22 protein-coding genes, 2 tRNA genes and 1 pseudogene are annotated in these 19,181 nt (G+C 68.5%); 22 read left to right on the top strand and 3 right to left on the bottom strand.

Annotation, left to right across the window (positions count from 1 at the left end; translation table 11 throughout):
* The first annotated feature begins 49 nt into the window (after positions 1 to 49).
* The 22 genes from ASC70_RS10490 to ASC70_RS10595 all read left to right on the top strand — a co-directional run bounded on the left by ASC70_RS10490 (position 50) and on the right by ASC70_RS10595 (position 17,239).
* Complete coding sequence (locus ASC70_RS10490; RefSeq protein ID WP_056049774.1) at positions 50 to 502, top strand: hypothetical protein; 453 nt, start codon at positions 50 to 52, stop codon at positions 500 to 502.
* Positions 503 to 613: 111 nt separating this feature from the next.
* Complete coding sequence (gene murA / locus ASC70_RS10495; RefSeq protein WP_047409273.1) at positions 614 to 1,903, top strand: UDP-N-acetylglucosamine 1-carboxyvinyltransferase; 1,290 nt, start codon at positions 614 to 616, stop codon at positions 1,901 to 1,903.
* Between the two features lie 2 nt (positions 1,904 to 1,905).
* Positions 1,906 to 2,358, top strand: coding sequence for a DUF2948 family protein (locus tag ASC70_RS10500; protein ID WP_056049776.1), 453 nt, complete (start codon positions 1,906 to 1,908; stop codon positions 2,356 to 2,358).
* A 200-nt stretch (positions 2,359 to 2,558) separates the two neighbouring features.
* Positions 2,559 to 2,753, top strand: a complete 195-nt coding sequence (locus ASC70_RS10505) for a hypothetical protein (RefSeq protein WP_047409269.1) — start codon at positions 2,559 to 2,561, stop codon at positions 2,751 to 2,753.
* A gap of 169 nt (positions 2,754 to 2,922) precedes the next feature.
* The gene (locus tag ASC70_RS10510; RefSeq protein ID WP_056049778.1) at positions 2,923 to 4,368 is read left to right on the top strand and encodes an NCS1 family nucleobase:cation symporter-1; all 1,446 of its coding nucleotides are present in this window, start codon (positions 2,923 to 2,925) and stop codon (positions 4,366 to 4,368) included.
* Positions 4,369 to 4,425: 57 nt separating this feature from the next.
* Positions 4,426 to 5,712, top strand: coding sequence for a histidinol dehydrogenase (gene hisD / locus ASC70_RS10515; RefSeq protein WP_056049781.1), 1,287 nt, complete (start codon positions 4,426 to 4,428; stop codon positions 5,710 to 5,712).
* A gap of 21 nt (positions 5,713 to 5,733) precedes the next feature.
* Entirely contained in the window at positions 5,734 to 6,228 is a 495-nt protein-coding gene (locus ASC70_RS10520; RefSeq protein ID WP_056049784.1) for a UPF0262 family protein, read from the top strand.
* A 6-nt stretch (positions 6,229 to 6,234) separates the two neighbouring features.
* On the top strand, positions 6,235 to 6,693 hold the full coding sequence (locus tag ASC70_RS10525) for a low molecular weight phosphatase family protein (RefSeq protein ID WP_082539602.1): 459 nt from the start codon (positions 6,235 to 6,237) through the stop codon (positions 6,691 to 6,693).
* A gap of 97 nt (positions 6,694 to 6,790) precedes the next feature.
* Complete coding sequence (gene infA, locus ASC70_RS10530; RefSeq protein WP_004617696.1) at positions 6,791 to 7,009, top strand: translation initiation factor IF-1; 219 nt, start codon at positions 6,791 to 6,793, stop codon at positions 7,007 to 7,009.
* A gap of 7 nt (positions 7,010 to 7,016) precedes the next feature.
* Positions 7,017 to 7,610: a nucleoside triphosphate pyrophosphatase gene (locus ASC70_RS10535; RefSeq protein WP_162247206.1), complete on the top strand. Its 594-nt coding sequence runs from the start codon at positions 7,017 to 7,019 to the stop codon at positions 7,608 to 7,610.
* Between the two features lie 10 nt (positions 7,611 to 7,620).
* Positions 7,621 to 8,667 (top strand): ribonuclease E/G, encoded by a 1,047-nt coding sequence (locus tag ASC70_RS10540; RefSeq protein WP_056049804.1) that lies wholly within the window; start codon positions 7,621 to 7,623, stop codon positions 8,665 to 8,667.
* Positions 8,664 to 8,849 carry a DNA gyrase inhibitor YacG gene (locus ASC70_RS10545; RefSeq protein WP_056049807.1) on the top strand — a complete coding sequence of 62 codons (186 nt, stop codon included), beginning with the start codon at positions 8,664 to 8,666 and terminating at the stop codon, positions 8,847 to 8,849. Before ASC70_RS10540 ends, ASC70_RS10545 begins: the two co-directional genes overlap by 4 nt.
* Before the next feature lie 99 nt (positions 8,850 to 8,948).
* Positions 8,949 to 9,024, top strand: a tRNA-Phe gene (locus ASC70_RS10550).
* A 577-nt stretch (positions 9,025 to 9,601) separates the two neighbouring features.
* Positions 9,602 to 10,501, top strand: a complete 900-nt coding sequence (locus ASC70_RS10555) for a MotA/TolQ/ExbB proton channel family protein (RefSeq protein ID WP_047409228.1) — start codon at positions 9,602 to 9,604, stop codon at positions 10,499 to 10,501.
* Between the two features lie 5 nt (positions 10,502 to 10,506).
* Complete coding sequence (locus ASC70_RS10560; RefSeq protein ID WP_047409226.1) at positions 10,507 to 10,938, top strand: biopolymer transporter ExbD; 432 nt, start codon at positions 10,507 to 10,509, stop codon at positions 10,936 to 10,938.
* A 13-nt stretch (positions 10,939 to 10,951) separates the two neighbouring features.
* Positions 10,952 to 11,683 (top strand): energy transducer TonB, encoded by a 732-nt coding sequence (locus ASC70_RS10565; protein WP_047409222.1) that lies wholly within the window; start codon positions 10,952 to 10,954, stop codon positions 11,681 to 11,683.
* 200 nt (positions 11,684 to 11,883) lie between these two features.
* Positions 11,884 to 11,960: transfer RNA gene (locus ASC70_RS10570), tRNA-His, on the top strand.
* Positions 11,961 to 12,153: 193 nt separating this feature from the next.
* Positions 12,154 to 14,022 carry a TonB-dependent siderophore receptor gene (locus ASC70_RS10575; protein ID WP_056049810.1) on the top strand — a complete coding sequence of 623 codons (1,869 nt, stop codon included), beginning with the start codon at positions 12,154 to 12,156 and terminating at the stop codon, positions 14,020 to 14,022.
* Complete coding sequence (locus tag ASC70_RS10580; RefSeq protein ID WP_047409218.1) at positions 14,010 to 14,585, top strand: YfiR family protein; 576 nt, start codon at positions 14,010 to 14,012, stop codon at positions 14,583 to 14,585. The genes ASC70_RS10575 and ASC70_RS10580 overlap by 13 nt, the downstream gene beginning before the upstream one ends.
* Positions 14,582 to 16,309, top strand: coding sequence for a hybrid sensor histidine kinase/response regulator (locus ASC70_RS10585; RefSeq protein WP_056049812.1), 1,728 nt, complete (start codon positions 14,582 to 14,584; stop codon positions 16,307 to 16,309). Before ASC70_RS10580 ends, ASC70_RS10585 begins: the two co-directional genes overlap by 4 nt.
* Positions 16,310 to 16,380: 71 nt before the next feature.
* Positions 16,381 to 16,575 (top strand): hypothetical protein, encoded by a 195-nt coding sequence (locus ASC70_RS10590; RefSeq protein WP_056049815.1) that lies wholly within the window; start codon positions 16,381 to 16,383, stop codon positions 16,573 to 16,575.
* 127 nt (positions 16,576 to 16,702) lie between these two features.
* Entirely contained in the window at positions 16,703 to 17,239 is a 537-nt protein-coding gene (locus tag ASC70_RS10595) for a hemerythrin domain-containing protein (protein ID WP_056049818.1), read from the top strand.
* 140 nt (positions 17,240 to 17,379) lie between these two features.
* Here the strand turns inward: ASC70_RS10595 and ASC70_RS10600 are convergent, their stop codons facing one another.
* The 3 genes and pseudogenes from ASC70_RS10600 to ASC70_RS25615 form a co-directional block, all read right to left on the bottom strand.
* Positions 17,380 to 18,060, bottom strand: coding sequence for a UdgX family uracil-DNA binding protein (locus ASC70_RS10600; RefSeq protein ID WP_082539600.1), 681 nt, complete (start codon positions 18,058 to 18,060; stop codon positions 17,380 to 17,382).
* Positions 18,061 to 18,255: 195 nt separating this feature from the next.
* Complete coding sequence (locus ASC70_RS10605; RefSeq protein WP_047409209.1) at positions 18,256 to 18,537, bottom strand: HU family DNA-binding protein; 282 nt, start codon at positions 18,535 to 18,537, stop codon at positions 18,256 to 18,258.
* A gap of 499 nt (positions 18,538 to 19,036) precedes the next feature.
* A pseudogene (locus ASC70_RS25615) lies at positions 19,037 to 19,181 on the bottom strand (hypothetical protein); the annotation flags it as partial.

The raw sequence follows: 19,181 nt of genomic DNA on the forward strand, positions 1-19,181 counted from the left end.
AGCCCTAAATCGCCTTGACCGACGATCTTTGACGCCGCACCCCGGGCGCATGCCGATCAGCGACGACAAATCGATCCGCGAGGCCAAGCTCGCCGAGGCCCTCAGAACCAATCTCCGCAAGCGGAAAGCCGCGGCGCGCGGCGCCTCCGGCGATTCCGACGCCGCCGTCGAGGCCGTTCGCGCCGCGCCGCGGCCCTATAGCGTCGTCCGAAAACTGCTGGGGATAAATCACCGGGACGGGAGCCGGGTCGATCTCGTGGTCGAGCTTTCCGCGCCGTTCCCGAATCCGGACGGGCAGGGCTGGGCGGCGGCCGTGCGGCTGACCGGCGGCGGCGGGCCGTTCGACACCGAAGGCGGCAAGGCGGCTTTCGGCCCCGACGGGCTGGCGGCGATCCGCAAGGCGATCGACCTGGCCCAGGTGGCCCTCGACCTGGCCAGCACGACCCACGACCTGCGCTGGCCCGACGACGAGCGGCCTTACGATCTGTCGGCGCCGATTTAGCGGCCACTTAAGATGGGGAGGGCCTTGCAACCCCTCTTGCAACGGATAGAACCCGCCCCTCACATGTGAGCCGCGCGGCGACCCCCACCCCCGCGCGTTCGAGGGACCTGAATGGATCGCATCGCCATCACCGGCGGCGCGCGGTTGAACGGGACGATCCCGGTCAGCGGCGCCAAGAACTCGGCCATCAAGCTGATGGCGGCCAGCCTGCTCACCGACGAGCCGCTGCGCCTGACGAACATGCCGCGCCTGGCCGACACCCGGTTCCTGGGCAAGCTGCTGAGCCGTCTGGGCGTCAGCGTCACCGAAGCCGACGGCGCCGACGGCCAGGAGACGGTTCTCCACGCGCCGGAGATCACCAGCGGCTTCGCGCCCTACGACCTGGTCCGCCAGATGCGCGCCTCGTTCAACGTGCTGGGTCCGCTGGTCGCCCGCTCGGGCCAGGCCAAGGTCTCGCTGCCCGGCGGCTGCACCATCGGCGCGCGCCCCGTGGACCTGCACCTGCAGGCCCTGGAGGCCCTGGGCGCCAAGATCGACCTGCACGAGGGCTATGTCTACGCCCAGGCCCCGCGTGGCCTGAAGGGCGCGGAGATCACCTTCCCGTTCGTCTCGGTGGGCGCCACCGAGCACGCCATGCTGGCCGCCGTGCTGGCCGACGGCGTCACCGTGATCCACAACGCCGCCTGCGAGCCGGAACTGGTCGACCTGCAGGAGTGCCTGAACGCCATGGGCGCCAAGGTCGAGGGCGCGGGAACTCCGACGGTCACCATCACCGGCGTCGCCCGGCTGAAGGGCGCGACCCACGCGGTGATCCCCGACCGGATCGAGATGGGCACCTATGCGGTCGCGGCCGCCATGGCCGGCGGAGAAGTCCGCCTGACCAACGCCCGCCCTGGCCTGATCGACAGCCTGCTGGTCAAGCTGGAAGAGGCCGGCGCCGGTGTCGAGCACACCGCCGACGGCTGCATCATCCGCCGCAACGGCGACCGCCTGAACGCGGTCGACATCGAGACCCAGCCGTTCCCGGGCTTCGCCACCGACCTGCAGGCGCAGTTCATGGCCCTGATGACCACCGCCAACGGCGAGAGCCGGATCCGCGAGACCATCTTCGAGAACCGCTTCATGCACGCGCCCGAGCTGATGCGCCTGGGGGCCGACATCTCGGTCTCCGGCGGCGAGGCCCGCGTGCGCGGCGTCACTCAGCTGGAAGGCGCCGAGGTGATGGCCACCGACCTGCGCGCCTCGGTCAGCCTGGTGATCGCCGGCCTCGTCGCGCGGGGCGAGACCACGGTCAGCCGCATCTATCACCTGGATCGCGGCTTCGAGCGTCTCGAAGAGAAGCTGGGCGCCTGTGGGGCCCAGGTCCGTCGCATCACCGGCGACGGCGAGGCGGAGCTGTGAGCATGGCCGAGACGGCAAAACCGCTGCGGCTGCTGGCCCAGGACGCCGAGGACCTGGCCGTGCTGTCGGCCGCCTTGCAGGACGCCGTGGCCAAGATCGGCGACATCCGCTGGGACGCCCAGGGGCGGACGCTGACCCTGGCCTGCAACCGCTTCCGCTGGGAAACCCCGGCCGGCAAGAAGAGCGGCAAGCAAGGCGAGCGCGTGCGTTCGGCCCTGCAGTTCGGCGACGTCGCCGGGGTCCAGGCGCGCAACCTGCGCCGCGACGCCAAGGGCGCGATCGTGGAGCTGCTGTCGATCGGCTTCGAGCCGGCGGAGGAGGCCCCGGCCGGCGTGGTCACCCTGACCTTCGCGGGCGGCGGCGACCTGCGGCTGTCGGTCGATTGCCTAGACGTGGCCCTGGCCGACGTTTCCGAACCTTGGGCGACGCCTCGGACCCCGGGGCACGCGGACTAAGGTCCACGCGCGGACCGTGAATTCAGGCGCCTGCCCATTTCGTGGGCGGCGCCTTTTTTCTGATCTTTCGGCGAGCAGACGCGCCGCTCAGGATTCGTCCCACGCGCTAGTGATCGGCCGGCCAATTCGCCTGAGGCGCGAGCGGTGCTAGCCTGACGTCACGCACCCGTCAGAGGCGCGAGCTTGTCAGGGAGGCCAGCATGGCCAGAAGGACAGCCTATGCGACTGGGGAAACCCAGTCGGTTTTCTTCCGTGCGTGCGACATCACCAAGCCCGAACCGCCGGTCCTGCGCCACGGCGGACCCTGTTTCGACTGGGGCCGCGCGACGCTGGTGGCGCTGTGCGTGGTGTTCTTCGCCGGACTGGCGACCTTGGCCTACGCGGCGCTGGGTTAGAGAACCTTCTCCCTCTCCCGCAAGGGAGAAGGGGACGTCTTTCATGGCGGTCAAACCGAACGCCGTTCCGCCACCTTGCTCCGTCCCCCCAACCCCACCTAAGCTCCCTCCGCGTCGAGGCGGGGGCCGGCGCGCGTCGCGATTTCAACGCGCCCACGCGGAGAGCCGCATGCGCGCCCCCGACAGCGATCTGTGGAACGAGGACCTGGCCCCGACCAGCGCGGCGCAACGCACCTGGCGTTGGCGGCATTTCGCGGCCCTGTGGCTGGGCATGGTCATCTGCGTGCCGGCCTACATGCTGGCCTCGGGCCTGATCGAGCAGGGCATGTCGGCCGGGCAGGCGGTAGCGACCGTGCTGCTGGGCAATCTGGTCGTGCTGGTCCCGATGCTGCTGATCGGTCACGCCGGCGCGCGCTGGGGCGTGCCCTACGCGGTGCTGGCGCGCGCCTCGTTCGGCTGGAAGGGCGCGCGGATCCCGGCGGTGGCGCGGGCCGTGGTCGCCTGCGGCTGGTACGGCATCCAGACCTGGATCGGCGGCGGAGCCCTGCTGACCCTGCTGGGGATCATCGTCGGCAGGAAGCTGGAGGGCGCGCCGCTGCCGGTGCTGGGCATCGGCGCCGGCCAACTGCTGGCCTTCTTCGCCTTCTGGGCCATCCAGCTGTTGTTCGTCACCAAGGGGCTGACGGCGGTGCGCAAGCTCGAGACCTGGACCGCGCCGATCAAGGTTCTGATCTGCGGCCTGATGGTCTGGTGGGCGGTGTCCAAGGCCGGCGGCCTGGGGCCGATCTTCCACCAGCCCTCGGCCTTCGTCGAAGGCGGCCCCAAGGCCGGCCAGTTCTGGAGCGTCTTCGCGCCGGCCCTGACCGCCATGGTCGGGTTCTGGGCCACCCTGGCGCTGAACATCCCCGATTTCACGCGCTTCGCCCGGGCCCAGTCGGACCAGATCATCGGCCAGGCGGTGGGCCTGCCCGCGCCGATGGGCCTGCTGGCCCTGGTCAGCGTCGTGACGACCTCGGCCACCACCCTGGTGTTCGGCAAGGCGATCTGGGATCCGGTGCAGCTGGCCGGCGACATCGGCGGGATCGCGGTCGTCGTGGGCCTGCTGATCATCAGCCTCGACACGGTGTGCTGCAACATCGCCGCCAATCTGGTCGGGCCGGCCTACGACTTCTCGGCCCTGTGGCCCAGCAAGATCAGCTATCGCACCGGCGGCTGGATCACGGCCGGGATCGGCGTGCTGATCATGCCCTGGAAGCTGCTGGAGACCACCCAGGGCTACATCTTCACCTGGCTGGTCGGCTACGGCGCCTTGCTGGGGCCGATCGCCGGCATCCTGATCGTCGACTACTGGCTGGTGCGGAAGGCCGAGCTGGCCGTCGACGACCTCTATGTCCGGGACGGGGCCTACGCCTATCGCGGCGGCTGGAACCCGGCGGCGATCGTGGCGCTGGTCCTGGGCTTGCTGCCGAACCTGCCGGGCTTCCTGGCGGCCGCCGCGCCGCATGTGTTTGGCGGCGTGGGCGGGTTCTGGACCGGGCTCTATACCTATGCCTGGTTCGTGGGCCTGGCGATCGCGGCGACGGTGTACGGGGTGATGATGCGGGGCAGGGCGTAGGGGCGCTTGCAGCCTTTCTCACTTGCCTCCCAGCGCAAAAGCCGCATTTAAGCGCCCATGCGCCGCTTCTCCTTTTCCGATCCTGGTTTCGCCGCCGCCTTCAAGGCGTTCCTCGATGAGCGCCGCGGCTCGCCGGCCGATGTCGACGCCGCCGTGGCCGACGTGCTGGAGGCCGTGCGCGTCAACGGCGTCGAGGCCGTGCTCGACTACACGCGGCGCTTCGACAAGGTCGAGCTGACCGCCGAGACCATCCGCGTCACGCCCGAGGAGATCGAGCAGGGCGCCGCCGACACCCCCGCCGACGTGCGCGAGGCCATCGCCTTCGCCGCCGCCCGCATCCGCGCCTATCACGCTCGCCAGCGCCCGGCCGACCAGGCCTGGACCGACGAGGCCGGGGTCGAGCTGGGCTGGCGCTGGACGGCGCTGGAGGCGGTGGGCGTCTACGTCCCCGGCGGCCGCGCGGCCTATCCTTCGACCGTGCTGATGAACGCCGTGCCCGCCCAGGTGGCCGGCGTCGACCGCATCGCCATGGTCACCCCGCCCGGCAAGCTGCAGCCGGCCGTGCTGGCCGCCGCCAAGGAAGCCGGCGTCACCGAGATCTGGCGTATCGGCGGAGCTCAGGCCGTCGCGGCCTTGGCCTATGGGGCGGGGCCCATCCAGTCCGTCGACAAGATCGTCGGGCCGGGCAACGCCTATGTCACCGCCGCCAAGCGCCGCCTTTACGGCGTGGTCGGCATCGACGCCCTGGCCGGCCCGTCGGAGATCGTGGTGGTCGCCGATCGGGACAACAATCCCGACTGGATCGCCGCCGACTTGCTGAGCCAGGCCGAGCACGATCCGGCCGCCCAGTCGATCCTGATCACCGATGACGAGGCCTTCGCCGCCGCGGTCGAGGCCGCCGTGATTGAACGACTGAAGACCCTGGCCACCGGCGAGGACGCCGCCGCCTCGTGGCGCGACCACGGCGCGGTGATCATCGCCCCGCTGGACGAGAGCCCGGCCCTGGTCGACGCCATCGCGCCCGAGCACGTCGAGTTCGCGATCGACAACCCCGAGCGGCTGTCGGACCGCGTCCGTCACGCCGGGGCGATCTTCCTTGGGCGTGTCACGCCCGAGGCTATCGGCGACTATGTGGCCGGCTCGAACCACGTGCTGCCGACCAGCCGCGCGGCGCGCTTCCAGTCGGGCCTGTCGCTGTACGATTTCATCAAGCGCACCTCGATCGTGAAGTGCGACGCGGCCTCGTTCGGCATCCTGGGACCGCACACGGTCGCCCTGGCGACGGCCGAGGGACTGCCGGCCCACGCCCTGTCGGCGTCCATTAGGTTGCCTTCTGGCGACTGACGCGCGAACCTCCCGCGTCAGATGAGCACCGACGACCGCGCCAGCCACCGGATCAAGTCGATCGTGATCGACGAGGACAGCCTCGCGGCCGCGTCGCGCGACCAGGAGCAGGAGCGTCAGGTCGCGATCTTCGATCTGCTGGACGCCAACTATTTCGAGCCGGTCGAGGCGCAGGCGGGCCCCTACGACATCAAGCTGTCGCTGATCGAGAACCGGCTGGCCTTCGACATCGCCGGGCCGGGACCCGTGGAAGAGCGCTACGAGCGCCGCCACCTGCTGTCGCTGTCGCCGTTCCGGGGCGTGATCAAGGACTACTTCATGATCTGCGACAGCTACTACGCGGCGATCCGCAATTCGACGCCGCAGCAGATCGAGGCCTTGGACATGGGCCGGCGCGGCCTGCACAACGAAGGCTCGAGCCTGCTGCGCGAGCGCCTGGACGGCAAGGTCAAGACCGACCTGGACACCGCCCGCCGGCTGTTCACCCTGATCTGCGCGCTGCACTGGCGGGGTTGAGGGCGCGTGTCGGATTCACTGCCGGACGCGGTGCTGTTCGCCTGCAACTACAACCGCGTGCGCTCGCCGATGGCCGAGGGGCTGTTCAAGCGCTTCTACGGCACGCGGGCGTTCGTCGATTCCTGCGGGCTGAAGGCCGATCCGGCCGGGGAGGGGGTCGACCCCTTCGTGATCGTGGTCATGGACGAGCTGGGCCTGGACGTCTCCGATCACAGGCCCAAGACCTTCGTCCAGCTCGAGGACGACAGCTTCGACGTCGTCGTCTCGCTGACCCCCGAGGCCCAGCATCGAGCGGTCGAGCTGTCGCGTGATCGGGCGGTCGAGATCGAGTACTGGCCGACCCACGATCCCACCCTGGTGGACGGCTCGCGGGAGGCCAGGCTGGAGGCCTATCGCGAGGTTCGCGACGCCCTCGCCGAGGCGATCAAGAGACGTTTCGGCGCGCCATCGACGTTTGGGGGGTAATTGCGTTATAGAGGCGCCTCGCCGCGAAGGGCCTCGTCCTGACTCCCCCGTCAGGCGTACCCTCGCGGCAATCTGATTCGTCCCTTTGAGAGGCCTGATGGCTAAGGAAGAACTGCTCGAGTTTCCCGGTACGGTCAGCGAATTGCTGCCGAACGCCACGTTTCGCGTGAAGCTGGAAAACGACCACGAGATCATCGCCCACACCGCCGGCAAGATGCGCAAGAACCGCATCCGTGTGCTGGCCGGCGACAAGGTCCTGGTCGAAATGACCCCCTACGACCTGACCAAGGGCCGTATCACCTACCGCTTCAAGTAGGCCGCCCATGGCATCGCGAATGGCCGCCCAGCCGTCGCTGGTCCTGGCCAGCGCGAGCCCCCGGCGCCTCGACCTGCTGGCCCAGGTCGGCGTTACGCCCGACCGGGTCGACCCCGCCGACATCGACGAGTCCCCGCTGCGCGACGAGACCCCGCGCCGCCACGCCCTGCGCCTGGCGCGGGAGAAGGCGCGCGCCGTCGCCGACCGCGCGCCGGGCGACTTCGTGCTGGCCGCCGACACGGTGGTGGCCGTCGGTCGCCGCATCCTGCCCAAGGCGGAGACCGAGGCCGACGTCCTCTACTGTCTGAAACTGCTGTCCGGCCGGAACCACAAGGTGCTGACCGGCGTGGCCCTGATCGCGCCCGACGGCCGCGAGGCCTCGCGCCTGGTCGAGACCAGGGTCGGCTTCAAGCGCCTGTCCGACGCCGAGCGCTACGGCTACGTCGCCAGCGGCCAATGGAAGGGCAAGGCCGGCGGCTATGGCGTCCAGGGCCTAGCTGGCGGCTTCATCACCGACCTGCAGGGCTCCTATCCCAGCGTCGTGGGCCTGCCGCTGTACGAAACCCTGAACCTGCTCTCCGGCCTGGGGTATCGCGCATGAGCGCCAAGTCATGAGTGAACGCAGAGCCTATCTCTATACCGGCGTCGGCGAGACGGTCGGGGTGGTGACCCTGGACGGCCGGCCCGAGCGCCTGTTCGTCGCCTGGCCCGGCGACGACCCATTGGACGCCGAGGGCGTGCGCGGCGTCGCCCGCGTCAGGAAGATCGAGAAGGCTTTCGCCTCGGCCTTCGTGCAGCTGCCGGGCGGCCAGGACGCCATTCTGCCGCTACGCCCCGACATGCCGCCGCTGGTTGAAGGCGGACTCGTCGAGATCGAAATCAAGACCGCCGCCCGCCTGGGCAAGGCCGCCGTGGCCCGCTTCGTCGCCGAAGGGCAGGGCGAGCCGCGCGTGCTGGAGGCCGCCCCGACCATCGAGGACCGTCTGCGCCATCTGGTGAAGGCTGGCTCGCCCACCACCGGCGACAAGGCCCTGCTCGCCGTCGAGGAGGCCGAGAGCGACGCCCTGACCACCGTTTTCGCGCTGCCGGGCGGCGGTGACATCGCCGTCGAACCGACGCGGGCCCTGACGGCCGTCGACGTCGACCTGGGCGCGCGGGAGGCGACCGATTCGAAGCGCGCCGCCCGCCAGGCCAACATGGCGGCGCTGAGCGTCGCGGCGCGGGTGCTGCGATTGAAGGGCCTGGGCGGCATCGTCGTCTTCGACCTGGTCGGCCGCGGTCACGACGGCCAGGCCCTGACCACCGCCGCCCGCAACGCCTTCGCGCCGGACAATCCCGGCGTCGGCGTCGGGGCGATCAGCAAGTTCGGGACGCTGGAGATGATCGTGCCGCGCCGCGCGCCGCCGATTCTCGACCGGCTGCTGGCCGAAGGCGGCGCGCCGAATCCCCGCTATGTCGCCCGCCGCCTGGCGCGGGCGCTGGAACGCGAGGGCAGGGCCGATCCCGGCGGGCGTCTGACGGCCCGCTGCGCGACCGCCGTCGCCGAAGCCTTCGCGGCCGAACTGGACGCCGGCGTGGCCGAGCGCCTGGGCCGTCGTTTCGTCATCGAATCCCGATCCGACTGGCCGGTCGATCGTCTGGAGGTGTCCGCCACATGAGCACGGGGTGCCCGATCTGCGGCAAGCCGGTTGATTCCGCCTTCCGCCCATTCTGTTCCAAGCGCTGCTCGGACGTCGACCTTCAGCGGTGGCTGAGCGACCGCTATGTCGTCCCCGGCGCGGAGGACGGCGACGAGAATCCGTCCGCAAATCCCTCGTCCGAAGACATCGACAGGGAATGACAAAAGGGCGCTGGACTTCCCGTTCGGCCTCACTTATAGACCCGGCTCCTCGCTGCAAGGCGAGGTCGCCAAGGCGGTTTTGATCGCCAAAGCCCGGATGCCTGGGTAGCTCAGTTGGTAGAGCAGCGGATTGAAAATCCGCGTGTCGCTGGTTCGATTCCGGCCCCAGGCACCACTTTTCTGGACGTGAAACCTCATTCCGGGTCGCCTGGCGCCACGTGGGCCGCAGGTCGGCCCCGTTGTCGTTCTTTCGTCATCGCGGCCTTTGATCCATTGGGCCGAGGTCCCATCTGCCAAGTCGGCGGGCGCCTTTCTTCATCGACCAGCGTTTTGTTGCCTTGCTGCAGTGCAGCATGGTTTTTCTCGTTATCTGGGAAAAACCGCCCCTATTTCCGGAAAATCCTTTTGTGCGCTGCGGTGGAGGCCGGGTGCGTGGGCCGTCTACGACGATTTTGTGCCCACACGAGCCCCTTGACGGTGCGAAAAGGGGTTGCCAAAGGACCACAGCCGCAATTCTAACATTGCGGTAAGACCGGAGCCCTCAACAGGGCCTCGGTCGCCCGCGCTTCGAAACGATCCTTCTGGAGGCTTGGTCCTCGTGAGGGGCGTAACGGGTCGAGCGCAGCGAAGCGGGTCCGCCAGGTTGGGAGAGCAATCGACCTCCAGGTGGGCTATTCAGAGTTAGGGTGGAGACGCTCTCGCGCGACGACCCTCGGTCCAAACGTGCTAGACCAATCAGGAACTGGCGACAGATGCTCGACATTAAACGGAAGACCCCCCTCATCGCTCTCGTCGGCGCCGTGGCGCTGATGGTGAGCGCCCCGGCTTTTGCCCAAGACGCCGCGGCTCCGGCCCCCGCGACTTCGGAAGCCGCCGCCCCCGCCGACGCTGCCGCCGCTCCGGCCGCCGCTCCGGCTCCCGAAGCTCCGCCGGCTGACGTCGCCGCTGCTGAAGGCAAGAAAAACGGCGCGCTGACCCCCGTCGGCATGTTCCTCGCCGCCGGCGCCGTCGTGAAGGTCGTCATGATCGGCCTGCTGCTCTCGTCGGTCTTCTCGTGGGTTCTGCTGCTCACCAAGATTTTCGAGTTCGCTGGCCTGAACAAGCAGTCGGACAAGTTCCTGGAAGCCTTCCGCGGCGCTCGCTCGATCGCCGACATCGCGCGCATCAGCTCGTCGGAAGAATTCGAAGGCAACCCGATGGCCGACATGGCCGCCGCCGCCTCGCAGGAAGTCGAACTGTCGCGTCAAGCGGGTCTGGCCGTCGCCGGCGAGCATCGTGACTCGACGCTGGCTCGCGCCACCTACGCCATCAGCGCGGTGCAAGCCTCGCTGGCCAAGCGTCTGTCGGGCGGCATGGTGTTCCTGGCCTCGGTCGGTTCGGCCGGTCCGTTCATCGGTCTGTTCGGTACGGTGTACGGCATCATGACGTCGTTCATCGGCATCGCGAACACCAACACGACCAACCTCGCCGTCGTGGCGCCGGGTATCGCTGAAGCCCTGCTCGCCACCGGTATCGGTCTCTTCGCCGCTATCCCGGCCGTTATCTTCTACAACTACTTCCAGACCCGTATCTCGGGTTACGGCACCCGCTCGGAAGGTTTCGTTGCTGAACTGATGAACGCCATCTCGCGTCAGCTCGACAAGGGGGCGTAACACCCATGGCCGCCAAACTCTCAGGCGGTGGGGGCGACAGGTTCAACGTCGAACAGAACAGCGACATCAACGTCACGCCCTTCGTGGACGTCATGCTGGTGCTCCTGATCATCTTCATGGTGGCCGCTCCGCTGGCCTCCGTGTCGATCGAAGTGAACCTGCCCGCGGCGGTGGCGAAAGCAACTCCCAACCCGCCGAAGCCAGTCTACATCTCGATCAAACAGTCGGGAGCGCTCTTCATCGGTGACAATCCGACCACGATCGACGAGATCGGGCAGGACATTGTGAAGGGCATGGGCCGTCGCGATCCGACCAAGGAGCGCATTTTCATCCGGGCCGACGAGAAGGTTCGCTACGGGGCTTTCATGGAGGTGATGAACACCCTCCAGGATAACGGCTTCTACAGCGTGGCTCTCGTTGGACGGGATGATAGCTAGGTAGGGGTGCTGCATGGCTGAACAACAAACGCCCGAGCATCGCCACTACGATCCGCTCACTTCGGAAGGTCCGCGTCGCAAGAAGGGTATGGGCCCCTTCGGTATCGCGCTCGTCGTGGTCTGCGGCGTTCACGCACTCCTCTTCGCCTATCTGGCGAAGCAGAAGTTCGAAGCGGTAATGCAGGAGTATTCGGACGACGCCGTGGACGTGGAGCTGCCTCCGCCGCCCCCGCCGCCGCCGCCGCCTCCTCCGCCGCCGCCGCCGACCAATGAACCGCCGCCGCCTCCGGCCGTGGTCCAGCCGCGTCCCCCGGTGGCTCCGCCGCCGGACGTGACGCCGCCGCCGCCGCTGCCGATCCCGCCCGTCGAAAAGCGGGTGGAACAGACGGCTCCGCCGGTGATCTCCGCCGTGCCGCCGGTTCCTTCGAACCCGCCGGCTCGCGCCTCGGTGATCACCCGTCCGGATTGGGCCCGCAAGCCCAACGCGGACGACATGGCCCGGTACTATCCGGACCGTGCTCAGCGGATGGAAGTCAGCGGTCGCGCGACGATCTCGTGCACCGTGACGGCCAAGGGGACTCTGGAGGGCTGCTCGATAGTGTCCGAGAACCCCGCCGACATGGGCTTCGGGGACGCCGCGCTGAAGCTGGCGCGTCTGTTCCGGATGAAGCCCAAGACCCTCGACGGCGCGCCCGTCGACGGTGGTCAGGTGACGGTCCCGCTGGTGTTCCAAGTCCCGCAATAGGACCTGGACCAAGGCGACAACAAGGAAGCGCCCCGGAGTTTCGGCTCCGGGGCGTTTTCCTTTGGGAAACGCTCGTTCGGGGCAGGCGTGTTTTCCGTTGGAAGACGCCGTTCGAGCCGAGTGCGTTTTCCTGTTAAAATCGCCTGGATCGGCGCTTGATTGCGCGGACCGATCCCACTAAAGACAACGCCTCGCGATAAGCCGCCTTAGCTCAGTTGGTTAGAGCGCTAGATTGTGGATCTAGAGGTCCTCGGTTCGAGCCCGAGAGGTGGTACCATCGCAAGCCTTTGAAAAGCCCTGGGGTTCGCCCCCGGGCTTTTTTACTGTCTCGACACCCTGGGTCGAATAGCCGACAAAAATGGCCAGAGTCGGGGATCCAAACGGCCACGCTTGGCGTTCCCCTTCCCGTATAAGGGGAACGGCGTATGCAGGGCTGTAGTGGGCGTCTGGTTCGGGCCGGCGCGGCGGCGATGATTATTCAAGCCGCGGCGTCGGGGATCGGTCATGCCCAGAACACGCCCAACGACCTGGCGGAGCTGTCGCTAGAGCAGCTTGGCGACATCCAGGTCACCTCCGTATCCAAGCGCGCCGAGACCGTGATGGACGCGCCGGCGGCGATCTATCTGATCAGCCGCGAGGACGCCCTCCGTTCGGGGGCCAACAGCCTGCCGGAACTGCTGCGCCTGGCGCCCAACCTGCAGGTCGCCCAGCGCAGCGCCAGCGCCTACGCCGTCACCGCCCGCGGCCTGAACGGCAATCCCGAGGCGCAGAACTTCTCCAACAAGCTGCTGGTCCTGATCGACGGCCGCACCGTCTATTCGCCGCTCTATTCCGGCGTCTATTGGGACACCCAGGACGTCCTGCCGGCCGATCTCGACCGCATCGAGGTGGTCAGCGGCCCCGGAGCGACCCTGTGGGGCGCCAACGCGGTCAACGGCGTCATCAACGTCACCACGCGCGCCGCCGACGAGACGCAGGGCTGGTATCTGCAGGGCCGGGGCGGGGACCAGGACCGCAGCGCCAGCGTCCGTTACGGCGGCCGAATGGGCGCGAACGGAGCATTCCGCGTCTATGCCCGAGGCGCGCATGTGGACGCCACGCGGACGGCCTCGGACACGTCGGCCGAGGATAGCTTTCGGCGCGGCCAAGGCGGCTTTCGGGCGGACTGGAACCTGGGTCAGGGCGAGGCGCTGACGCTGTCCGGCGACCTCTATGACGGCGCGGAGAACCTGGCCGGCGGCGGCCAGGAGGACGTCTCCGGCCGCAATCTCACCGCTCGCTGGCGGCGCGAAGCCGAGGGCTCCAGCCTGCAGGCCCAGGCCTATTACGACCACAATCGTAGGGCCACGTCCGGAGGCGGAGCCTTCGGATTGGATACCTACGATTTCGACCTGCAGCACGCTCTTACGCGCGATCACCACCAACTCGTCTGGGGCGGCGGAATCCGGCTCAGCCGCTACGATATCCGCAACACCGACAGCTTCCTGTTCTCGCCCTCGAGCCGGACGCTGCGGCTCTACAATCTCTTTCTGCAGGATCGCTACGCTCTCACGGATCGGGCCAGCCTGACCGTGGGGCTGAAGCTGGAGGACGGGCCCTATGCCGGCCCGCAGTGGTCGCCCAGTGTCCGGTTCGCCTGGCGCGCCGCCGAAGGCGTCAGCGTCTGGGCCGCGGCCTCGCGGGCGCTGCGGGTGGCCACGCCGTTCGACCGCGACGTGCTCGAGCGCCTGGGCGGGGTGGATTTCCTGGTCGGCGGCGGCGCCTTCCGGCCCGAGAAGCTGACGGCCTACGAGGTCGGCGGGCGGTTCAAGCCCAGCGCCCGGGCTCTGTTGTCGCTCTCGGCCTACTACAACGCCTACGATGATCTGCGCAGCATCGAGACGACCCCGGTCAGCTTCCTGCCCCTGCGCTGGGGCAACGGCATGGAGGGCCATGTCCGGGGCCTGGAGGCCTGGGGCGAGTACAGGGTCCAGCCCTGGTGGCGGCTGTCGGCGGGAGCGACCGCGCTGGAGAAGCACTTGAAGTTCAAGCCCGGGTCGAGCGGCATATTGGGCGTGGCCCAGGCCGGCGACGATCCGCGCCGGCAGGCCTTCCTGCGCTCGTCGATGGACCTGCCGCGCCGCGTCAGCCTGGACGCCGACCTGCGCTATGTTTCCGACCTGCCCGAGCCGCGCACCCCGTCCTACATGGAACTGGGCGGACGCCTGGCGTGGGCTATGAACGATCGCGCCGAGATCGCCCTGGTGGGCCGCAACCTGCTGCACGACCGCCATCCCGAATATCCGCAGGGGACGCAGATCCCCCGCGCCGTGAGTGTGGACCTGCAATGGCGGTTCTAGGCTCAGGGCGGCGGCGGACCGGGCCGCTGAGCCTGCTGACGGGTCTGGCGCTGTGTGTCGGCCTGACCGGTCCCGTACGGGCGGGTGACGCCTCGCTCGAATATGCGGTGAAGGCCAACTACCTCTACAAGTTCACGCCGTTCGTGGAGTGGCCGCCCACCGCGTTCGACGCGCCGACCAGTGCGTTCAACCTGTGCGTCGCGGGGCATGATCCGTTCGGCGCCGCCATGGACCGGGTCGTTCGCGATCGGCGCGTCGCCGACCATCCGGTGATGATCATCCGCCTGCCGGTGGTGGCCAAGGGTGCGGCCTGCCACCTGCTGTTCCTGGGACGCTCGCGGGTGCAGACGCCGCAGCAGATGCTGGCGGCGGTGGCCGGGCAGCCGGTGCTGACCGTCGCCGACCAGGGGCTCAGCGCCAAGGGCGCGATGGTCCAGTTCGTCCTGGCCGACGGCCGGGTGCGGTTCGAGATCCGGCCCGACGCCGTCCAGGCCGGCGGCCTGACCCTGAGCTCCAAGCTCCAGGCGCTGTCGGCGGCGCCGCAAAAAGGAGACAGTCGATGAGCCGGAAAGGCCCGCTCGGCTGGTCGCGGACGCGTCCCGCCCTCACGCTGTCCATCGCCGTGGGCCTGGCGATCGCCATCGTGGCGGCCGCCTTCGCCATGGCCGTCTACAACGAGCACCTGAGCCAGCAGGAACGGATCCGCCAGGCGGAGGTGCAGGTGCGGATCCTGGCCGGCAGCGTGGCCGCGCCCCTGGCCTTCGACGATCGGGCGGCCACCAAGGAGTATGTCAACGCCCAGAGCTCCAATCCGGACGTCGAGGCGGTGGCCGCCTACGACATGCAGGGACGGCTGGCCGCCAGCTTCGTGCGCACGGGACCGGGTCTGCCCTCCCGAAACACGCTGGGCCCGCCGCGCAACGACGGCTCCCGCCTGGTGGTGACCTCGCCCGTGACCGAGGGCGAGACGATGCTGGGTTCGGTCTATCTGCGCACCGCGCTGGAATCGCCGGCGCGGCGGGCCATGCGCTATGCCGGCTTCGCCCTGCTGATCGTCATGGCCGCGCTGCTGGTCGCCGTGCTGGGCGTGGCCAACGCCCGCGAGGTCGAGGCCTATCGCAAGCTCCAGGCCGAGATCCGCGAGCGCGAAAAGGCCGAGGAAGCGCTGCGCCAGTCGCAGAAGATGGAGGCCATGGGCCAGCTCACGGGCGGCGTGGCCCACGACTTCAACAACCTGCTGATGGTCGCTTCCAGCGGCATCGACCTGCTGGATCGCACTACCGACCCGGCGCGGCGCGAGCGCCTGCGCCAGGGCGTGCGCCAGGCCATCGACCGGGGCGCCAGCCTGACCCAGCAACTCCTGGCCTTCTCGCGCCGCACGCCGCTGAAGCCCGAGGTCGTCGACATCGGCGAGCGCCTGGCCGGCATGCACGCCCTGCTGGACCGCTCGCTGCGCGAGGACGTGACGGTCGAGGTCAAGCTGCCCGCCGGCCTCTGGCGGATCGAGGTCGACGCCTCGCAGCTGGAGGTGGCGGTGCTGAACATCGCCATCAACGCTCGCGACGCCATGCCCGACGGCGGCACGATCATCATCGAGGCGCGCAACGAGCCGTCCGGTCGCCCGGACGGCGCCGGCGATCTCGTCCGGCTGGCGATCCGCGACACGGGCGTGGGCGTCGCCCCCGAGATGCTGAGCCGGGTGTTCGAGCCGTTCTTCACCACCAAGGCGGTCGGCAAGGGCACCGGCCTGGGCCTGTCGCAGGTCTACGGCTTCGCCCGCGCCTCGGGCGGCGAGGCGGGGGTGGAAAGCAAGCTGGGCGAGGGCACCACCGTGTGGCTGCGGATCCCGCGCTCGACCAAGGCGGCGACCGTCGAGCCCGCCGCCCTCCCTCCGCGACCGTCCACCTCCACCGGCCGCCATCGCATCCTGCTGGTCGAGGACGACGACAATGTCGCCCAGCTGGTCGAGGAGATGCTGCGCGAGCTGGGCTACGAGGTGGTGCGTGCGGGCGACGCCCTGGCGGCCCTGGAGGTGTTGCGCAACGACAGCGCGTTCGACCTGGTGTTCAGCGACATGGTCATGCCCGGCGACGTCGGCGGCCTGGACCTGGCGCGCGACATCTCGCGCCTGCGGCCCAACCTGCCGGTGATCCTGACCACCGGTTACAGCGCCGCGGCCGCCGCCGCGACCAACGAGGGGCGGCGGGTCTTGATCAAGCCCTACCGGATCGAAGCCCTGGCCGCCGAGTTCGACGCGGCCCTGTCGGGCGTCGCGCGGGCCAGCTAGGGCGCCAACTGGACTGTCGGAACGACTTTCGCCGGGGATCGGTTGAACTCGATCACCTCAAGGAGGAAGCCATGTCCAAAGCGCCCCCCATCCCGCCCGAACAGCGCGCCTTCAAGGGTCAGAAGCCCGACATCGAAGGCAAGGGCGGCCACGACAGCCTGCAGAGCAATGATCCCGGCAATGCGGACGTGAATCTCGACGAGCAGGGCCGTCACGGCAATCTGCGCCAGAACACCAGCCGCTCGGGCAACGTCCAGGACCGCTGAGTTCCGGTGTCGGACAGTCGGCTGTCCGACACTGAAAACGTTTCTCATTCGAGAGTTTAGCAGAAGCGGAACGGGTCGGGGCGTCCGGGTGTTGGTTGGCGGTCGGGGATATCGAGGGAGACATTCAATGGCCGCTGCCGCCAAGAGTTCGTCGAGCAAGACCAAGTCCGCCAAGCCGCGCCGCACGCGGCGTACGAGCCGGCGCGATCCGTTGGCCATCACCCTGCTCAAGAAGGATCACCGTGAGGTCGAGGGCTGGTTCGACGAATACGAACAGCTGGAGAAGGACGCCGAGAAGCTGGAGCTGTTCAACAAGATCGCCCTGGCCTTGAAGGTCCACACCCAGATCGAGGAGGAGATCTTCTATCCGGAGAACCGCGGCGAGGTCGAAGACGACCTGATGGACGAGGCCTATGTCGAGCACGACGGGGCCAAGAAGCTGATCGCCGAGATCGAGGCGATGAAGCCGGGCGAGGAGTTCTACGACGCCAAGGTCAAGGTGCTGGGCGAGTACATCAAGCACCACGTCAAGGAAGAGGAACAACCCGGCGGCATGTTCGCCCAGGCCAAGAAAGGCGACGAGGACCTCGAAGCCATGGGCGAGCGCCTGAAGCTGCGTAAGGAAGAGCTGATGACCCAGCTCGGCGGCAAGTCGGCGCACTAGGCTCTTTGTTCCTCCCCCGCGTCGCGGGGGGAGGTGGCCTAGAGGGCCGGAGGGGGCCAGCTGGACCTAGGGCCGCACTAGCCCCCTCAGTCGCTCCGCGACAGCTCCCCCGCATCGCGGGGGAGCATCGCTCATGCCAATCAAACCCCCGCCAATTCCCCCGCCAGCCGCAGGTCCTCCACGAACTCGGCATAGGCCCGCGCCTTGGCCGCCGCGTCGGGGACCCGCAGCAGGAACGACGGGTGATAGGTCACCAAGCCCTGGGCCTGGTCGGGCAGTTGCAGCGGCTTGCCGCGGTTGGCGCCGATCGGGGTCGCCTTGCCGACCACCGCCAGGGCGGCCGTCGCGCCCAGCGCCACGATCACGCGCGGCCGCACCAGGCGGCGCTCGGCGTCCAGCCACCAGCGGCAGGCGGTGACCTCGCCCCGGTTCGGCGTCTTGTGGATGCGCCGCTTGCCGCGCGGCTCGTGCTTGAAGTGCTTGACGGCGTTGGTGACGAAGGCCCGGTCGCGCGGCACGCCGGCCTCGGCCAGGGCCTTGTCGAAGATCTGACCGGCCGGACCGACGAACGGCCGCCCCGCCAGGTCTTCCTGGTCGCCCGGCTGTTCGCCGACGAACATCAGCGGAGCGTGGGCCGCGCCTTCGCCCGGCACACCCTGGGTGGCGTCGCGCCACAGGTCGCAGCGGCGGCAGACCTGAATCCCGGCCTCGACCTCGTCCAGGCTGGCCGGAACCCGGTCGCCGGCGGCGACCTCGCGCGCCGCATGCGGTCCGGTCTTGAGCGCGCGATCCGGAGGCGAACGGGGCGGGGCGACGGCCATGGCGACGACGGTTGTTCCTGCGCGGTTTCGATCCGCTGCGGAATGATCCGCATCGCCGCCGGGTTCCGTCGATTGCGTCGATAGTTCTTGATTTGTTCCAGATGATCTTCCCGCGCGACACGGCCTGACGGACGTATCGCGCGGGAAGGAAAGCGCCGGGAGGCGAAGCCGTGGAGCCCGCCTCCCGCCGAAGGCTTAGCCGTTGACGGCGTCCTTCAGTTGCTTGGCCGGCGTGAAGGCGACCTTCTTGCTGGCGGCGATCTCGATGGTCGCGCCCGTGGCCGGGTTGCGGCCGGTGCGGGCCGGCTTGGCCTGGACCTTGAACTTGCCAAAGCCCGGGATCGAGACTTCTTCGCCCTTCACGGCCGCGTCGGAGATCGCCTTGAAGACGCCGTCGATGATGGCCTTGGCTTGGGTCTTGGTCAGCTTGTCGTCGGCGGCGACAGCAGCGTCGACCAGATCGGAAACGTTCGTCATCTCTAAGCTCATTCCTGTGAATCAGGGAAGTTCGAGCCTGACGAGACCGATCGCGTTTGTCACCCGCCCGGAAAGGTTAAAACGCCGATTCACGGGGACAAAACGCCCGTGGGCCGGGGATTCTTACGATTCCTCCGCCCTCGGAACGGTCAAGCTAGGGGTAAAAGCGTTAATGATGGTCTCTAAGGTGGACCATCTGGTGACTCGCGCGGTAGGTGATTCTGCACGGGAATCGCGTTGGTGAGGGTTCGCGGGGCGATTTCCAGAGGCGCGAACGCTCGTCAGGGCGCGAGGATAGAACCCCTCTCTCTTTGAGAGAGGGAGGGGCCCGCGCCGCAGGCGTGGGAGGGTGAGAGGTTAGGCGAAGCCGGTCAGTGATTTCGCTCAAACTGCTGAGTTTCAGGATTTATCGGTGAGCTGTGTAACCACTCACCCTCCCATGCTGCGCATGGGCCCCTCCCTCTCTCTCAGAGAGAGGGATGATGTAACTCACGAGCGTTCAGGCCTTTTCATCCTCCCCTCCAGAACCCGCCGTATGCTTCTTCTCACCTCGTCGCGAGGAAAGGGCGCATGGCCAGCGACCGATTGCGGCGGCGGGGGGCGATCGAGCGGCGAAGGTCCGAGGGGGATACTCGGACGGTCCG

This window comes from Caulobacter sp. Root343 (genome assembly GCF_001425745.1).
GTDB lineage: Bacteria > Pseudomonadota > Alphaproteobacteria > Caulobacterales > Caulobacteraceae > Caulobacter.

What these genes read in the sequence shown, in the direction of transcription:
- ASC70_RS10490 (WP_056049774.1), top strand. Translation starts at nt 50, where the DNA reads ATGCCGATCAGCGACGACAAATCGATCCGCGAGGCCAAGCTCGCCGAG.
- murA (WP_047409273.1), top strand. Translation starts at nt 614, where the DNA reads ATGGATCGCATCGCCATCACCGGCGGCGCGCGGTTGAACGGGACGATC.
- ASC70_RS10500 (WP_056049776.1), top strand. Translation starts at nt 1,906, where the DNA reads ATGGCCGAGACGGCAAAACCGCTGCGGCTGCTGGCCCAGGACGCCGAG.
- ASC70_RS10505 (WP_047409269.1), top strand. Translation starts at nt 2,559, where the DNA reads ATGGCCAGAAGGACAGCCTATGCGACTGGGGAAACCCAGTCGGTTTTC.
- ASC70_RS10510 (WP_056049778.1), top strand. Translation starts at nt 2,923, where the DNA reads ATGCGCGCCCCCGACAGCGATCTGTGGAACGAGGACCTGGCCCCGACC.
- hisD (WP_056049781.1), top strand. Translation starts at nt 4,426, where the DNA reads ATGCGCCGCTTCTCCTTTTCCGATCCTGGTTTCGCCGCCGCCTTCAAG.
- ASC70_RS10520 (WP_056049784.1), top strand. Translation starts at nt 5,734, where the DNA reads ATGAGCACCGACGACCGCGCCAGCCACCGGATCAAGTCGATCGTGATC.
- infA (WP_004617696.1), top strand. Translation starts at nt 6,791, where the DNA reads ATGGCTAAGGAAGAACTGCTCGAGTTTCCCGGTACGGTCAGCGAATTG.
- ASC70_RS10535 (WP_162247206.1), top strand. Translation starts at nt 7,017, where the DNA reads ATGGCATCGCGAATGGCCGCCCAGCCGTCGCTGGTCCTGGCCAGCGCG.
- ASC70_RS10540 (WP_056049804.1), top strand. Translation starts at nt 7,621, where the DNA reads ATGAGTGAACGCAGAGCCTATCTCTATACCGGCGTCGGCGAGACGGTC.
- ASC70_RS10545 (WP_056049807.1), top strand. Translation starts at nt 8,664, where the DNA reads ATGAGCACGGGGTGCCCGATCTGCGGCAAGCCGGTTGATTCCGCCTTC.
- ASC70_RS10555 (WP_047409228.1), top strand. Translation starts at nt 9,602, where the DNA reads ATGCTCGACATTAAACGGAAGACCCCCCTCATCGCTCTCGTCGGCGCC.
- ASC70_RS10560 (WP_047409226.1), top strand. Translation starts at nt 10,507, where the DNA reads ATGGCCGCCAAACTCTCAGGCGGTGGGGGCGACAGGTTCAACGTCGAA.
- ASC70_RS10565 (WP_047409222.1), top strand. Translation starts at nt 10,952, where the DNA reads ATGGCTGAACAACAAACGCCCGAGCATCGCCACTACGATCCGCTCACT.
- ASC70_RS10575 (WP_056049810.1), top strand. Translation starts at nt 12,154, where the DNA reads ATGATTATTCAAGCCGCGGCGTCGGGGATCGGTCATGCCCAGAACACG.
- ASC70_RS10580 (WP_047409218.1), top strand. Translation starts at nt 14,010, where the DNA reads ATGGCGGTTCTAGGCTCAGGGCGGCGGCGGACCGGGCCGCTGAGCCTG.
- ASC70_RS10585 (WP_056049812.1), top strand. Translation starts at nt 14,582, where the DNA reads ATGAGCCGGAAAGGCCCGCTCGGCTGGTCGCGGACGCGTCCCGCCCTC.
- ASC70_RS10590 (WP_056049815.1), top strand. Translation starts at nt 16,381, where the DNA reads ATGTCCAAAGCGCCCCCCATCCCGCCCGAACAGCGCGCCTTCAAGGGT.
- ASC70_RS10595 (WP_056049818.1), top strand. Translation starts at nt 16,703, where the DNA reads ATGGCCGCTGCCGCCAAGAGTTCGTCGAGCAAGACCAAGTCCGCCAAG.
- ASC70_RS10600 (WP_082539600.1), bottom strand. Translation starts at nt 18,060, where the DNA reads ATGGCCGTCGCCCCGCCCCGTTCGCCTCCGGATCGCGCGCTCAAGACC.
- ASC70_RS10605 (WP_047409209.1), bottom strand. Translation starts at nt 18,537, where the DNA reads ATGACGAACGTTTCCGATCTGGTCGACGCTGCTGTCGCCGCCGACGAC.